Annotated in this window: 14 protein-coding genes and 1 pseudogene; 4 read left to right on the top strand and 11 right to left on the bottom strand. The window is 70.0% G+C overall.

What is annotated here, in order from left to right; translation table 11 throughout:
- Positions 1-39 precede the first annotated feature (39 nt).
- From yajC to pdxS, 7 genes are all read right to left on the bottom strand, one after another.
- Positions 40-450, bottom strand: coding sequence for a preprotein translocase subunit YajC (gene yajC / locus ACIPYT_RS13030; RefSeq protein WP_401074664.1), 411 nt, complete (start codon positions 448-450; stop codon positions 40-42).
- Positions 451-525: 75 nt separating this feature from the next.
- Positions 526-1,551 (bottom strand): Holliday junction branch migration DNA helicase RuvB, encoded by a 1,026-nt coding sequence (gene ruvB, locus ACIPYT_RS13035; RefSeq protein ID WP_401074666.1) that lies wholly within the window; start codon positions 1,549-1,551, stop codon positions 526-528.
- A complete protein-coding gene (gene ruvA, locus ACIPYT_RS13040) occupies positions 1,544-2,149 on the bottom strand; it encodes a Holliday junction branch migration protein RuvA (protein ID WP_401074669.1) in 606 nt (201 codons plus the stop codon). Before ruvA ends, ruvB begins: the two co-directional genes overlap by 8 nt.
- Positions 2,150-2,158: 9 nt before the next feature.
- Positions 2,159-2,743, bottom strand: a complete 585-nt coding sequence (gene ruvC / locus ACIPYT_RS13045; protein WP_401074672.1) for a crossover junction endodeoxyribonuclease RuvC — start codon at positions 2,741-2,743, stop codon at positions 2,159-2,161.
- A 45-nt stretch (positions 2,744-2,788) separates the two neighbouring features.
- Positions 2,789-3,550, bottom strand: a complete 762-nt coding sequence (locus tag ACIPYT_RS13050; RefSeq protein ID WP_401074674.1) for a YebC/PmpR family DNA-binding transcriptional regulator — start codon at positions 3,548-3,550, stop codon at positions 2,789-2,791.
- Positions 3,551-3,763: 213 nt separating this feature from the next.
- Positions 3,764-4,360, bottom strand: a complete 597-nt coding sequence (gene pdxT / locus ACIPYT_RS13055) for a pyridoxal 5'-phosphate synthase glutaminase subunit PdxT (RefSeq protein ID WP_401074676.1) — start codon at positions 4,358-4,360, stop codon at positions 3,764-3,766.
- A complete protein-coding gene (gene pdxS / locus ACIPYT_RS13060) occupies positions 4,350-5,243 on the bottom strand; it encodes a pyridoxal 5'-phosphate synthase lyase subunit PdxS (protein ID WP_401074679.1) in 894 nt (297 codons plus the stop codon). Before pdxS ends, pdxT begins: the two co-directional genes overlap by 11 nt.
- A gap of 78 nt (positions 5,244-5,321) precedes the next feature.
- On the opposite strand from pdxS, the gene ACIPYT_RS13065 reads away from it, so the two are divergent.
- Positions 5,322-6,629 (top strand): aminotransferase class I/II-fold pyridoxal phosphate-dependent enzyme, encoded by a 1,308-nt coding sequence (locus tag ACIPYT_RS13065; protein WP_401074681.1) that lies wholly within the window; start codon positions 5,322-5,324, stop codon positions 6,627-6,629.
- 46 nt (positions 6,630-6,675) lie between these two features.
- Entirely contained in the window at positions 6,676-7,527 is an 852-nt protein-coding gene (pdxY, locus tag ACIPYT_RS13070) for a pyridoxal kinase PdxY (RefSeq protein WP_401074683.1), read from the top strand.
- A gap of 91 nt (positions 7,528-7,618) precedes the next feature.
- Here pdxY and ACIPYT_RS13075 read toward each other — a convergent pair whose 3' ends face one another.
- Entirely contained in the window at positions 7,619-8,167 is a 549-nt protein-coding gene (locus ACIPYT_RS13075) for an HIT family protein (protein WP_401074686.1), read from the bottom strand.
- Positions 8,164-10,164 (bottom strand): threonine--tRNA ligase, encoded by a 2,001-nt coding sequence (gene thrS, locus ACIPYT_RS13080; protein ID WP_401074854.1) that lies wholly within the window; start codon positions 10,162-10,164, stop codon positions 8,164-8,166. The genes ACIPYT_RS13075 and thrS overlap by 4 nt, the downstream gene beginning before the upstream one ends.
- A 102-nt stretch (positions 10,165-10,266) precedes the next feature.
- Between thrS and ACIPYT_RS13085 the strand changes: the two genes are divergently transcribed.
- Together ACIPYT_RS13085 and ACIPYT_RS13090 are read left to right on the top strand one after the other, a co-directional pair.
- Complete coding sequence (locus ACIPYT_RS13085) at positions 10,267-10,692, top strand: hypothetical protein (RefSeq protein ID WP_401074689.1); 426 nt, start codon at positions 10,267-10,269, stop codon at positions 10,690-10,692.
- Positions 10,693-10,731: 39 nt separating this feature from the next.
- Positions 10,732-12,081, top strand: a complete 1,350-nt coding sequence (locus ACIPYT_RS13090; RefSeq protein ID WP_401074692.1) for a cryptochrome/photolyase family protein — start codon at positions 10,732-10,734, stop codon at positions 12,079-12,081.
- A 22-nt stretch (positions 12,082-12,103) separates the two neighbouring features.
- Here ACIPYT_RS13090 and ACIPYT_RS13095 read toward each other — a convergent pair whose 3' ends face one another.
- Both ACIPYT_RS13095 and ACIPYT_RS13100 read right to left on the bottom strand, forming a co-directional pair.
- A complete protein-coding gene (locus tag ACIPYT_RS13095) occupies positions 12,104-12,586 on the bottom strand; it encodes a hypothetical protein (protein WP_401074695.1) in 483 nt (160 codons plus the stop codon).
- 25 nt (positions 12,587-12,611) lie between these two features.
- Positions 12,612-15,538, bottom strand: a pseudogene (locus tag ACIPYT_RS13100) (hypothetical protein); the annotation flags it as partial.

Here is a 15,538-nt window from a genome sequence, read left to right on the forward strand (position 1 = left end):
TCTGAGATGCCGGAGTGCCGTGCGCTGCGAGAGCGGGTCTTACTTGTCGTCGGAGTCCCGCTCGAGACGACGACGCGTCTCCTCGGGCGTCTCTACGGCGGGAGCGTCGTCGACGACCGGGGTCTCCTCGGCCACGACCGGCGCCTCGCCGTCGACGATCTCTACGCCGTCGGTCAGGTCCTTCGGCTCGACGATGCGGAGGATGGCCTGGCTGTGCACCTCGATGACCGTGCCGGGCGCGATCTCGACCAGCGCGGGCGAGTCGAGGTCGTCGTGGTCGTAGGCCACGATCGTGCCGTAGATGCCACCCTGCAGGAGCACCTTGACGCCGGGGACCGTCTTGGTCGCCTTCTCCTCCTGCTCGGCCTTCATCTGCTTCTGACGGCGGCGGCCGTTGACGAACATGAAGACGACGAGGACGGCCAGGAGGCCGAAGAGCAGGATTTCCATGGGCATGAGTGCCTTTCGCAGGGAGCGCGCACCACGCAAGGGCGCACAGTCATATCGGGGGGAAGTCTTCAGTGATTATAGGTCATCGAGGCGAAGCGCCCCGTCGGGATGCGGCATCCCGAGATGCTGGTACGCCTCCGGCATCGCGACTCGGCCTCGCGGCGTGCGTCCGAGGAACCCGATGCGCACGAGGTACGGCTCGACGACGCTCTCGACCGTCTCGGCCTCCTCGCCGACCGCGACCGCGAGTGTGCTCAGGCCGACAGGTCCTCCGCGGAACCGGCGCACCAGCGCGTCGAGCACGGCGCGGTCGAGGCGATCCAGCCCGATCGGGTCGACGTCGTACAGCTCCAACGCCGCGCGGACGTCGTCGAGCGAGGCCGCGCCTCCGCCGTGCACGAGCGCGTAATCGCGCACCCGGCGCAGCAGCCGGTTCGCGATGCGGGGCGTTCCTCGCGATCGCCGGGCGATCTCGGCCAGCGAGTCCTCCGGCAGCGGGACGCCCAGCACGAGCGCCGAGCGGGCGATGACCTGTTCGAGCTCGGACTCGTCGTAGAACTCGAGGTGCCCTGTGAAGCCGAAACGGTCGCGCAGCGGGTTGGGCAGCAGTCCGGAACGCGTCGTGGCGCCCACGAGAGTGAACGGCGCGAGCTCGAGCGGGATGCTCGTGGCACCCGCGCCCTTGCCGACCATGATGTCGATGCGGAAGTCCTCCATCGCGAGGTACAGCATCTCCTCGGCCGAGCGCGCCATGCGGTGGATCTCGTCGATGAAGAGCACCTCCCCAGGCACGAGACTCGACAGCAGCGCGGCCAGATCGCCGGCGTGCTGGATCGCGGGCCCGCTCGACAGCCGCAGCGGTCGCTCGCTCTCGTGCGCCACGATCATCGCGAGGGTCGTCTTGCCGAGTCCCGGCGGCCCCGCGAGGAGGATGTGGTCCGGCGGGCGGCTCTGGATGCGGGCGGCGTCGAGGAGCAACTGCAACTGCCCGCGGACCTTCTGCTGGCCGACGAAGTCACCGAGACTCGTGGGGCGCAGCGCTCCTTCGATCGCGAGCTCGGTCTCGTCGACCGGCTCGTCGGCGTCGCGAACCTCAGACACGTGCCGGTCCCAAGGCTGCGAGCGTGCGACGCAGCAGCGGCGCGACGGCCGCGCGCTCGGCATCCGTGGCGTCCGCCGCCGTCTGGGCCGCGGCCTCGGCTGCGACCTTCTCCGACCATCCGAGGCCGACGAGAGCAGCAGTGACCTGATCGATCACGTCGGAACCCGACGAGGCCGACGCCTTCGCGACCGGACCGGTCGGATGCACCTTGCCGGCGAGCTGGACCACGATGAGCTTGGCGGTCTTCGGGCCGATCCCCGACACGCGGCGGAAAGGTGCATCGTCTTCCGCGGTCACCGCTTCGGCGATCTGGTCGACGGTCAGGTGCGACAGCACGCCGAGGGCGGACTTCGGTCCGACGCCGGTGACGCTGATCAGGAGACCGAAGATCTCGAGCTCGTCGCGCTCCGCGAACCCGTACAACGACAGCGCGTCCTCGCGCACGATCAGGCTGGTGTGCAGCCGGAGCCGATCGCCGACCGTCGCGGTGTGCACGACGTCGCCGGGCACCGCGACCGAGAAGCCGACGCCGCCGACGTCGATCACGACATGGTCGGAGGAGCTGTGCAGGACCGTGCCGTGCAGCGAGGAGATCATCTTCTCAGCCTAGACGCGGGATCGTACGTATGTTCGAGCGACACGCTCGGCGTCGGCCCAGGCCCGCTGGGCAGGCGTCAGAGCGTCACTCGTGGCCCCGGTCGCCGCACCGCGGCGCCAGGCGTGGCACAGCGCGATCGCGAGGGCGTCGGCGGCGTCCGCCGGCTGCGGAGGCTCGTCGAGACGCAGGATGCGAGCGATCATCGCCTGCACCTGCTTCTTGTCCGCCGAGCCGTAGCCCGTGACCGCGGCCTTGACCTCGCTCGGTGTGTGCGTCGCGGCAGGGAGTCCCGCTTCGGCCGCGAGGAGGAGCGCGACGCCGCTCGCCTGCGCCGTGCCCATCACCGTGTGCGTGTTCTGCTGCGCGAACACTCGCTCGACCGCGACGGCATCCGGGCGGTGCGTCTGCAGCACGTCGCGGATCCCCGCTGCGACGACCGCGAGCCTCTCCCCGATCGGGGCGTCCGGTGACGACCGGATCACTCCGACGTGCACGAGCGTTCCCCGACGCGCACGGTCGACGTCGACGATCCCGACGCCGCAGCGGGTGAGGCCGGGGTCGATGCCGAGGACGCGGAGCGGTCTGGAGGTCACTCCCCCAGGCTATTCGTCGATCCGCGCCCGGCGGCGTCGGCGCGCCTAGTCCTCGTCGTTCTCGAGCTCGGCCTGCACGTCGGCGGTGAGATCGAAGTTCGTGAAGACGTTCTGCACGTCCTCGCTGTCTTCGAGCGCGTCGATCAGGCGGAAGATCTTGCGAGCGGTGTCGGCGTCGATCTCGACCTTGAGGTTCGGGACGAACTCGACGTCGGCGGACTCGTAGTCGATGCCGGCATCCTGCAGGGCCGAGCGCACCGCGACGAGGTCGGTCGCCTCGGTCAGGATCTCGAAGCCCTCGGCGTGCGGCTCGATCTCCTCGGCCCCCGCCTCGAGCGCCGCCATCATGACGTCGTCCTCGGTCGTGCCCTCCGAACCCACGACGATGACGCCCTTGCGGCTGAAGTTGTACGCGACGCTGCCGGGGTCGGCCAGCGTGCCGCCGTTGCGGCTGAGTGCCGTGCGCACCTCGGCGGCTGCGCGGTTCTTGTTGTCGGTCAGACACTCGATCATGAGGGCGACGCCGTTGGGCCCGTAGCCTTCGTACATGATCGAGGTGTACTCGACGGCCTCGCCGCCGATGCCCGCGCCGCGCTTCACCGCGCGGTCGATGTTGTCCTTCGGGACGGAGGTCTTCTTCGCCTTCTGCACGGCGTCGAACAGCGTCGGGTTGCCGGCGAGGTCCGGTCCGCCGAGCTTGGCCGCGACCTCGATGTTCTTGATGAGCTTCGCCCACGACTTGGCACGACGCGCGTCGATGACGGCCTTCTTGTGCTTGGTCGTGGCCCACTTGGAATGCCCGGACATAACTCTCCGCTCGTCGAATCCGCCCGTGGGCTTGCCCAGGGCGTCGTCCAGTCTATCCAAACGCGTCGCGGCGCGTTCCGGAGACGACGCGGCGCCCGCCCATCCGCAGGACCCGAGCACGTCTGCAGGACCCGTGGCCCCGGAACGACCCGCAGATCGTGCGCACCTCCTGCAGATGCACCCTGAGGGACGACCGAACGAGCAGAGCGCCCGTCAGGAGCGGGACGCGACCCGGTCGAGGAAGCGCCGGTGGAAGCGCGTCTCCCCCGTGATCTCGGGGTGGAAGCTGAGACCGATCAGGTGTCCCTGCTCCACGGCGACGACGCGGCCGTCGTCGAGCGATGCCAGGACGGATGCCGCGGGGCCGACGCTCTCGACGACCGGACCGCGGATGAACGCGGCCCTCACCGGTGCCCCGTCGAATGCCGGGACGATCAGCTCGGCCTCGAAGGACTCGACCTGCCGACCGAAGGCGTTGCGGCGGACCACCGCGTCGATCCCGCCGAAGGTCTCCTGCCCGTCGATCGCGTCCGTGATCTGGTCGGCCAGCATGATGAGGCCGGCGCAGGTGCCGAGCACCGGCATCCCGTCGGCGATCGCGGTGCGGATGGGGTCCTGCATCCCGAACGTGCGCGAGAGCTTGTCGATCACACTCGATTCGCCACCGGGGATCACGAGCCCGTCGACGCGGGCGAGCTCCTCCGGTCGGCGTACGCGCACCGCATCGGCGCCCAGATCGGCCAGCAGGGCGGCGTGCTCGCGCACGTCGCCCTGCAGCGCCAGGACGCCGACGCGAGGACTACCAGCCACGCTCGGCGAGACGGTGCGGCGCCGGGAGGTCGGAGACGTTGATGCCGACCATCGCTTCGCCGAGGCCACGGGAGACCTCCGCGATGACCTTCGCGTCGTCATAGAACGTGGTCGCCTTGACGATGGCCTTGGCGCGCTCGGCGGGGTTGCCCGACTTGAAGATGCCCGAGCCGACGAACACGCCGTCCGCCCCGAGCTGCATCATCATCGCGGCGTCGGCGGGCGTCGCGACACCGCCGGCGACGAACAGCACCACCGGGAGCTTCCCCGTCTCGGCGATCTCGGCGACCAGCTCGTACGGCGCCTGAAGCTCCTTCGCCGCGACGAACACCTCATCCTTGGGGAGCGCCGTGAGCGCGGCGATCTCGCCGCGGATCTTGCGGATGTGCTTCATCGCCTCCGACACGTCGCCCGTGCCGGCCTCACCCTTGGAGCGGATCATCGCCGCGCCCTCGTTGATGCGGCGCAGCGCCTCGCCGAGGTTGGTCGCGCCGCACACGAACGGCACGGTGAAGCCGAACTTGTCGATGTGGTTCACGTAATCGGCGGGCGAGAGCACCTCGGACTCGTCGATGTAGTCGACGCCGAGCTCCTGCAGCACCTGCGCCTCGACGAAGTGGCCGATGCGGGCCTTCGCCATGACGGGGATCGACACGGCGTCGATGATGCTGTCGATCATGTCGGGGTCGCTCATGCGCGAGACGCCGCCCTGAGCGCGGATGTCAGCGGGGACGCGCTCGAGAGCCATGACGGCGACGGCACCGGCATCCTCGGCGATCTTCGCCTGCTCGGCGGTCACGACGTCCATGATGACGCCGCCTTTGAGCATCTCCGCGAGGCCGCGCTTGACGCGCGAGGATCCGGTGGTGGGGTTCTCGGTCATGGACTGACTCCTGTCGGGGTTTGATCTAGGCCAAACCATAGCACTGTCCGGCACGACCTAGAATCGACACGAGGACACATGAGCGACCACATCACCGGAACCACCGCGGCGGACATCGCCGACAGCGTGCGCGATCTGCGCGACCGCGGCGTCCTGGTCGTCGGCAGCCCGCTCCCCCCTGTCCGCGAACTCGCCGCGACGCTCGGCGTGAACCGCAACACCGCCGTCGCCGCCTACCGTCAGCTCGCGCAGGCCGGGCTCGTGGTCTCGCGGGGCCGGGCGGGCACCGTGATCGCGGGGCACGAGAGCGTCGCGCAGGAGGGATACGCCGCCGACACGGTGCTCCGCGACGTCGGCACGGGCAATCCCGACCCGCGCCTCATCCCCGATCCGTCGACCGTGCTCGACACCGTGACCGGACGCCCCGTGCTCTACGGCGAACCCGTGATCGACCGCGGACTCGACGAGTGGGCGCACGAGTGGGTCGCGAGCGACCTCGGCGACGTCGACTTCCGCATCACCGTCACGAGCGGCGCGGTCGACGCGGTCGAGCGACTGCTCGCGCAAGCGCTCATGCGCGACGACGCCGTAGCCCTCGAAGACCCCTGCTTCCTCGCCAGCATCCACACCGTGCGCCTGGGCGGCTATCGCGCCGTCCCCGTGCCCGTCGACGACCAGGGCATGACCGTCGACGGTCTCCGCGCGGCCCTCGACGCCGGCGTCCGTGCCGTGATCTGCACGCCGAGGGCCCAGAATCCCACCGGCGCGAGCCTCACGTCCGCCCGCGCCGCAGAGCTGCGCGCCGTGCTCGCCGAGCATCCGTACGTCCTGCTGATCGAGGACGACCACTTCTCGATGCTGTCGCGCCGTCGCTACGAGAGCCTGATCGGCCCCGGCCATCGGCGCTACGCCCTCGTGCGCTCGGTCTCGAAGTTCCTCGGCCCCGACATGTGCCTCGCGATCGCCGCGACCGATCCCACGACCGCAGAGCGTCTGGCGATGCGCCTCAGCCCCGGCACGACCTGGGTGAGCCATCTGCTGCAGCGGCTCACGCTGGCGCAGCTCACCGACGCGAACGCGACGCGGATGATCGCGTCGGCTCGCGACCACTACGCCGAGCGCAACGCGCGGTTCGCCGAACGGCTGCGGGATGCCGGGCTCGACGCCCCAGAGACCGACGGCCTCAGCCTCTGGATCTCGCTCCCCCGGCCTGCCCGGCACGTCGCCGAACAGCTGATGCGCCGCGGCTGGCTCGCACGCACCGGAGACGAGTTCGCTCTCGATGAGCGCGCTGCACCCTCGCACCATCTCCGTCTGACGGTGCACGACCTGTCCGACGACGACGCCGGCGCGCTCGTCACCGACCTCGTCGCGGCCACGCGATGAACATCCGACGCGGGCAGCCGTCCGCACACCACGAAAGGATCGGGGCATGAAGGTCCTCTCCATCCAGTCCGCCGTCGCATACGGCCACGTCGGCAACTCCGCGGCCGTCTTCCCGATGCAGCGCATCGGCGTCGAAGTGCTCCCCGTCTACACCGTGAACTTCTCGAACCACACGGGGTACGGCGCCTGGCGGGGACCGATGATCGCGCCGGACGACGTGCGCGAGGTCATCACCGGCATCGAGGAGCGCGAGGCGTTCCCGGGCATCGACGCCGTGCTCAGCGGATACCAGGGCGGCGAGGGCATCGGCGACGTCATCATCGACGCGGTGGCGCGCGTGAAGGCCGCCAACCCGGAGGCCGTCTATGCGTGCGACCCCGTGATGGGCAACGCCAAGTCCGGATGCTTCGTCGCGCCGGCGATCCCGGTGCTGCTGCGCGAGAAGGTCGTGCCGGTCGCCGACATCATCACGCCGAACCAGTTCGAGCTCGGGTTCCTCACCGAGACCGAGCCCGACACGCTCGAGTCGACGCTCACATCGGTCGATCTCGCGATGGCGATGGGCCCGAGCACCGTTCTCGTCACGAGCGTCGAGCGTCCCGACCGCGAAGAGGGAACCATCGAGATGCTGGTCGCGGATGCGACAGGCGCGTGGATCGTGCAGACGCCGCGGCTGCCGATGAAGGCGAACGGCTCGGGCGACGTCACGGCCGCGCTGTTCACGTCGCACTACGTCACCACCGGCGACGCCAAACTCGCGCTCGAGCGCACCGCGTCGAGCGTGTTCGACCTGCTGAGCCTCACGCTCGAGTCCGGTGCGCGCGAGCTCCAGCTCGTCGAGGCGCAGGAGTTCTACGCGCACCCGCGGATGCAGTTCACCGCCCGCCAGGTGCGCTGACGCGTTTCGTCCGGCTCCGCTCGCTCGACGACCGAGCTCCGGTCGTCGAGCGAGGATCGGAGCGACGAGACGAAACGCTCCGAGACGGGTGTCAGTCCGTCGGCCAGGCCGCCGAGACCGCGTCCCGCACCTCGCCGAGCAGCTGCGGCAGCGCTTTGGTCTTCGCGATGATCGGGAAGAAGTTCGCGTCGGACTTCCAGCGCGGAACCACGTGCTGGTGCAGGTGCCCGTCGACGCCCGCGCCGGCGACAGCCCCCTGATTCATGCCCAGGTTGAAGCCGTCGCAGCGCGAGACCTCGCGCAGCACGCGCATCGCGGTCTGCGTGAGCGCGCCGATCTCGGCGACCTCCTCGGGGGTCGCCTGGTCGTAGGTCGCGATGTGCCGGTACGGGCACACCAGCAGGTGCCCCGAGTTGTACGGGAACAGGTTCAGCAGCACGTAGGCCGTCTCGCCGCGGGCGACGATCAGGCGCTCGGCATCCGGGAACTTCGGCGCCTCGCAGAACGGGCACTCCTCGCGCAGCGGCTCCGGCCCCGCCTGGATGTACGCCATCCGGTGCGGAGTCCACAGCCGCTGGAACTCGTCGGGGACGCCGGCCAGCAGACCGGCGTCCTCGACCGAGGAGTGCTCGTCGGTCACGCCAGATCCCCGGCGGTCTGCACCAGGGTGTGGTCGGCGATCGCGGCGCGGATGCGCGAGACGGCATCCGCGATCGGCACGCCGTTCTCCTGCGTCCCGTCGCGGTAGCGGAACGAGACGGTGCCGGCATCGCGGTCCTTCTCCCCCGCGATCAGCAGCAGCGGGACCTTGCCGGTCGTGTGCGTGCGGATCTTCTTCTGCATCCGGTCGTCGGAGGTGTCGAGCTCGGCGCGCACGCCGGAGTCGCGCAGCGTGCGGATGACGTCGCCGAGGTAGTCGGCGAAGTCGTCGGCGACCGGGATGCCGACGACCTGCACCGGCGACAGCCACACCGGGAAATCGCCGGCGTAGTGCTCCAGCAGGATCGCGAAGAACCGCTCTATCGAGCCGAACAGCGCACGGTGGATCATGATCGGCCGCTTCTTCTGGCCGTCCTTGTCCATGAACTCCAGGTCGAAGCGCTCGGGCAGGTTCGGGTCGACCTGCACGGTCGACAGCTGCCACGTGCGGCCGATCGCGTCACGGGTCTTGAGGTCGATCTTCGGCCCGTAGAACGCGGCCTCGCCGGGCACCTCGGTGAGCTTGAGACCCGACGCCACCGCGACACGGCGCAGCGCATCGGTCGACGACTCCCAGAACTCGTCCGAGCCGATCCACTTCGACTTCTCGTCGTCCTTCATCGAGAGCTCGAGCTCGAAGTCGGTGAGGCCGAAGTCGCGCAGCATCGAGAGGATGAACTCGAGGACCTTGCCGACCTCCTCCTCGAGCTGGTCGGGCGTCACGAACAGGTGCGAGTCGTCCTGGGTGAAGCCGCGCACGCGGGTCAGACCGTGCAGCGCCCCGGAGAGCTCGTTGCGGTAGACCGTGCCGTTCTCCGCGAAGCGCAGCGGCAGGTCGCGGTAGCTGCGCGCGCGCTCCTTGTAGATGAGGATGTGCATCGGGCAGTTCATAGGCTTCAGGTAGTAGTCCTGGCCCTGCTTCGTGATCTCGCCGTTCTCGTCGCGCTCCTCGTCCATCACGATCGGCGGGAACATGCCGTCCTTGTACGTGACGAGGTGATTCGAGGTGAGGAAGAGATCCTCCTTCGAGATGTGCGGCGTGTACACGTACGTATAGCCGCCCTCGATGTGGCGCTTGCGGGCGTGCTGTTCCATCTCGCCGCGCACGACGCCGCCGCGCGGGTGCCACACCGACAGACCGGAGCCGATCTCCTCGGGGAAGGAGAAGAGGTCGAGCTCCTTGCCCAGGCGACGGTGGTCGCGCTTGGCGGCCTCCTCGAGGCGGTGCTGGTAGGCACGCAGCTCGTCCTTCGACGGCCAGGCCGTGCCGTAGATGCGCTGCAGCTGCGGGTTCTTCTCGCTGCCCCGCCAGTACGCGGCCGCGATGCGGGTGAGATCCCACCCGTTGCCGATCATGCGCGTGTTGGGCAGGTGCGGGCCGCGGCAGAGATCCTTCCAGACCACCTCGCCGTCGCGGGTCGTGTTGTCGTAGATCGTGAGTTCGCCCTCGCCGACCTCGACGGATGCGCCCTCGGCCGCCTCCTTGCCGCCCTTGAGTCCGATGAGCTCGAGCTTGAACGGCTCGTCGGCGAGCTCGGCGCGCGCCTCGTCATCGGTCACGACGCGGCGCACGAAGCGCTGCCCCTCGCGGACGATGCGCTGCATCTCCTTCGTGATCGCCTTGATGTCCTCGGGCGTGAAGGGGGTCTCGACGCCGAAGTCGTAATAGAACCCGTCGGTGATGGGCGGGCCGATGCCGAGGTTCGCCTGCGGGTTGATGCGCTGCACCGCCTGAGCCAGCACGTGGGCCGTGGAGTGGCGCAGGATGCTCAGCCCGTCGGGGCTGTCGATCGTGACCGGCTCGACCTCGTCGGCGTCCGTCACCGTGGTCGCGAGGTCCTTGAGGGTCCCGTTGACGCGCATGGCGACGACTGAGCGGTCGGAGAACAGGGCGAAGCCGTCTTTCGGCTGGGCATTTTCAGGCACGGAACACTCCATCTGGGTCTCGGTCAAGGCTACTCGCATGCGCGCGTGGCTCCGACCGCTGCGCCGTGCCGGTCGCAGATGTCCGAGCATACGAGTGCGGGTAACGTGAGGCGCATGCTCCGCGACATCCTCCGCTGGATCCTGGCCGCTCTTCTGGCAGCGGCGGGGGTGATGCATTTCATCAGCACCCGCGGCTTCCGCCTCGTGGTGCCGGACTGGGCGACGCGGGTCACACGCCTGGACAAGGATGCGATCGTGGTCGCATCCGGCGTCGTCGAGGTCGGCCTGGCCGCTGCCCTCGTCGCGCTGCCCAAGGAGCGCACCCGGATCGGGGTCGCCACCGCGGTGTTCTTCGTCGCGGTGTTCCCGGGCAACGTGCATCAGTGGCGCACCGGCCGATCGGCCCCGGGACTCGACACGGATCGACGGCGATTCGGCCGACTGTTCCTGCAGCCCGTGCTCGTCGCCTGGGCGCTCTGGTCGACGGCAGAGCGCCGGAAGCATACCCTCCGCCCATCGCGGCGTCGAGGGCGGGGCTGAGACTCGGCATCCGTCGGGCCGCGCCGCGACAATGGGACCATGGCCTCCCCCTCACTCGTGTGGCTCCGCGACGACCTCCGCGTCGCCGACAACCCCGCACTGCGCGCCGCGATGGACCGCGACGAGCCGATCGTCGTGCTCTTCGTCCTCGACGAGGAGTCTCCCGGCATCCGTCCGCTCGGCGGCGCGGCACGATGGTGGCTGCATCATTCCCTGAACTCTCTCGCCGAGCACATCGACGGCCTCGGTGCGCGGCTGATCCTCCGACGCGGCGCAGCGCAGAAGGTGCTCGCCGACGTGGTCGCCGAGATCGGCGCGGGTGCGGTCTTCTGGACCCGGAGGTACGGCGGCGCCGAGCGCGAGGTCGACTCCGCGATCAAGGCCGCGCTCCGCGAGGACGGCCTCGACGTCGCGTCCTTCGCCGGATCGCTGCTGCACGAGCCGTGGACCGTGAAGACGGGAGCCGGCACGCACTTCTCGGTCTTCACGCCGTTCTGGCGTGCCTGTCGCGCACTGCCGGCGCCGCGTGCGCCGTTGCCCGCCCCGCGCTCCCTCGACGGTGTGGGACGCCCGCCCGCGTCCGACGATCTGGACGACTGGGGCCTGCTGCCCACGCATCCGGACTGGGCCGGAGGCCTGCGCGACACCTGGGAGCCCGGAGAGGCGGCCGCGCGGGAGCGTCTGCATGTGTTCCTCCGTGAGGAGGTCTCCGCCTACGACCGCGCCAGGGACGAACCCTCCGCAGGGGCCACCTCGCTCCTCTCACCACGCCTGCGATGGGGCGAGCTGAGTCCGTTCACCGTGTGGCACGAGGCCGTCGCGGTCGATGGCACGGCAGGATTCCTCTCCGAAGTGGGATGGCGGGAGTTCGCGTGGCACACGGCGTTCCACTTCCCCGATCTCGCGACCCGCAACCTCCGTTCGGAGTTCGACGCGTTCCCCTGGCCCCGGCTGCACCCCAGGCACCTCGAGGCGTGGCAGCGCGGCGAGACGGGCATCCCGCTCGTGGATGCCGGGATGCGGGAGCTCTGGCACACCGGGTTCATGCACAACCGCGTGCGCATGGTGACCGCATCGTTCCTCGTGAAGAACCTGCTGATCGACTGGCGCCGCGGCGAGGAGTGGTTCTGGGACACGCTCGTCGACGCCGACGGCGCCAACAACCCCTTCAACTGGCAGTGGGTCGCCGGGTCCGGAGCCGACGCCGCTCCGTACTTCCGCGTGTTCAACCCCGAGCTCCAGGCCAAGAAGTTCGACCCGCAGGGACTCTACGTCTCGGAATGGGCCGCGGATGCTCCCGACGAGCCTCTCGTCGACCTCGGGGAGACCAGGAAGGCGGCTCTCGCGGCCTACGACGCGGTCAAGCGGTCATCGCGGGCCGAGTCGTGACGACGACGCGGCCCGCGACCCGTCAGGCCGCGTAGCGTTCGACGCGGAGCACGCAGTCGAGAGTCTCGTCCTGCACATCGACTGTGGTCGCCCAGTCCGCGCTCGCGCCGGCGTCGATCGCATCGACGTTCACCTGGGTCAACGAGCGCGTGTCGCCGCCCTCGGTGAGCAGCGAGACGTAGATGCGGTACGACGCGGCACCCGCGCTCGAGTTCGTGACCGTGCCGTCGACCTGCCACTGATCCCCGGCGAGCTCGCAGGTCGTGACCTCGGCGTCCGAGAGCGCACCCTCGAGTCCCTCGCCCGACCCGGGGGTGTCGACGATGTCGGTCACACCCGCCTGCGCCTCGTCCGAGGCGGTCGGCGTGGGCGTGGGCTCCGGCGCCGAGTCCGTGCACCCCGCCAGCACGAGCCCGAGCGCGAGGGCGAATCCGGCGACGGCCGTCTTCGTGGCGGCCGGTCGGCGCGCGGCGGTGGTCGGAGAAGGGGTGCGGAGGATCTGCATCGTGTCGCCTTTCAGTGCGGTGTCGCTAGGAGGAGAGGTTCTGGGGCCGCGTCGTGCGGCGACGGCGTCCGATGAGCAGGAGCACGAGCCCGCCCAGCAGGATGACCGCGGCACCGCCGACGAGCGGGAGCGGATCGCCGCCGCCTGTGAACGGGAGCAGCCCGGTGGGGGCCGGATCGGGCAGTCGCACGGTGTCGGAGGCGACATCGGTCACGGGAACCCCGGACTCCGCCTCGACACTCGACACCACGGCACGGGACGTTACCACGGTCCCCTGCATCGCCGGGGTGATCACGACCGTCGCGGTCGCCGTCACGCTCTGCCCCGGAAGGAGGACACCGGGTTCGCCGGGCCACACGTAGGTCAGCGGGGACAGCCCCGGGTACGGGTCGCGGATCGTCACACCCGTGAGGATCGTGGTTCCGGTGTTGGTCGCGGTGTAGCGGAAGATCAGCGAATCGCCCGCGTAGCCCATCTGGCCGTCCTGCACCGCGATGCTCATGCCCAGGTGGATGCGGGGATCGTTCGGCACATCGACCCGCACCGAGTCGGATGCCGTGACCTCCGCACCGCCCGGGGCGGAACCCGTCGCCGATGCGGTGTTGTCGATGCGGCCGCGCGTGACATCGGCGAGCGTGATCACGTAGTCGGCGGACACCGTGGCGGATTCGCCGGCCGCCAGGACTCCGGGGACGCCCGGCCACGTGGCCGTCGGGGCGCCGAGCCCCGGCAGGTCGTCGGTCACGGTGACACCGCTCAGAGTGACGTTGCCGGTGTTCGTGACGGTCACGAGATAGCGCACGGCGCCGCCCTGCTGCGGCGAGCCGAGGAACGTCGCGGTCTTGTCGAGGGCGAGCGCGGGCGCGGCGACGATCAGGGTCTCCCCGGCATCCTCGTCGCGAACCACCGTGCCGCCTCCGTCACCGACCGCCGCCGCCGCAGAGGCGATGCGTCCGGCATCCACGTCCGCCGCGCTCAGCGCGTAGGTCGCGGTCGCGGTCGCGACCTGGCCCGGCGCGAGGACGCCCTCGGCCCCCGGCCACGTGATCCGGATGCCGGAGAGACCCGCCTGCGCGTCGGTGAGCGTCACGCCGCGGAGTGTGACGTTGCCCGTGTTCTCGATCGTGAACGCGAAGTCGACGAGGTCGCCCGGTCGACCGGTCGCCCCCGCAGCGAGGACCTGGGTCTTCTCGACATCGATCGACGGCGCCGCACCGATCGTCGGCACCACGGACTCGGGAGAGTCGCCCGTCACTGCGTCTCCGCCCGGCGCGAGGGCGCTCGCCGAGGCGACGTTGCGGACGGAACCCGCGTCGATGTCGCTCTGTGTGACGGTGTACGTGGCGGTCGCCGTGACCGCTTCGCCGGGAAGGAGGCGGCCGGTCACGGAGGGCCAGGCGCCGTAGGAGATCTCCGACAGCCCTTCGAGCGGGTCGGCCAGCGCGACCGACGTCAGCGTCAGGGTGCCCGTGTTGCGGACCTCGAACTCGTAGGACACCTCGGTGCCGACCGAGCCGTCGCCCGCGCGGCTGCCGACCTTGTCGACCGCGATCGCTCCCGTGCCGCCGATGAGCGGGACGACCGTCATCGACGAGCGGTCGATCATCGTGTCGCCGCCCGGCGTCACCCCCGTGCCGGTCGTGACGTTGCGCACCGTGCCCGCATCCACGTCCGCCTGCGTCACCAGGTGATCCGCCGTGACGATCACCGTCTGACCGGGCAGGAGACGCCCCGGGTTCGCGGGCGACGGCCACACGTACGAGAAGCCGGTCAACGAGTCGACCGTGTTCGTCAGCGCCACGCTGTTCAGCGTCGTGTTGCCGGTGTTCTCGATCGTGAACGTGTACTCGACCGTGTCGCCGCGCACCCCGGTGTCACCCGCGGCGAGCTGCGCGCTCTGGGTGGTGCGGATCGCCTGATCGGGATTCGTCGGAGCGTCGGTGTCGATCACGAACGCCTGCGACGTGCCCGACACGACGACTCCTCGCGGAGACGTGCCGAACGAGGTCGCGACGTTCGTGATGGACCCCGCGTCGACGTCGTCCTGCGTGACCGTGTACCGCGCGATGCCCGTGGCGGTTCCGCCCGGAGGCAGGATGCCGGTCGTGGACGGGAACTCGATCTGCGGCGTGGACAGCCCCTCGAGCTGATCCTGCAGGCGGATAAGGCGCAGTGTGACGTTACCGGTGTTCGTGATGTCGAACGTGTACTCGATGACGCTCCCCACGCCTCCCGAACCGCTCGTGTACGAACCGCCCTTCACGGTGCGGATCGACGGCGCGTGCGTCACGGTCGGGATGGGCTCGATCGTCGAGCGGGAGGTCAGCACGGTCCCGGACGGCGTGGTCGCTCGGACGGCGGCCGTGTTCTGGACGGATCCGCGGTCGACGTCCTCCTGGGTGATCGCGTACGGAGCCGAGCCGGTCGCGATCTGGCCGGGGGCGAGCACACCGGCCGCGCCGGGCCAGTCGATCGTGATCGCGCCGACACCGGCGAGCTCGTCGGTCACGGCGACGCCCGACAGGGTCACCGTGCCCGTGTTCTCGATGCGGAAGCCGAACGTGACGCCGTCACCGGTGCCGTTGGCCCCCGGCGTGCGCAGCGCACCGGTCTTCGTAAACACCAGTCCGGGCGCCGGTGCGAGAGACACGGTCGCCGGCGCGGATGCCGTCGCCGGTGCGCCGCCGTTGGGCGGTGTGCCCGTGCCGGTGACGACGCTCGTCACCGCTCCGGCATCCACATCAGCCTGGGTCAGGGTGTACGTCGCGGTCGCCCGCACCGACTCACCGGGTGCCAGCATGCCCTCTGCGCCCGGCCACGTGTACGTCGGCTCCCCCGCCCCGGGGAGTGCGTCGGTGAGGGCGGAACCGCTGAGCGTGACGTTGCCGTCGTTGGTGAGGACATACGTCCACGTGACCACGTCACCGGCCTTGCCCACAGCCCCCGGAGCCA

The organism is Microbacterium sp. NPDC089695, from assembly GCF_044749085.1.
GTDB lineage: Bacteria > Actinomycetota > Actinomycetes > Actinomycetales > Microbacteriaceae > Microbacterium.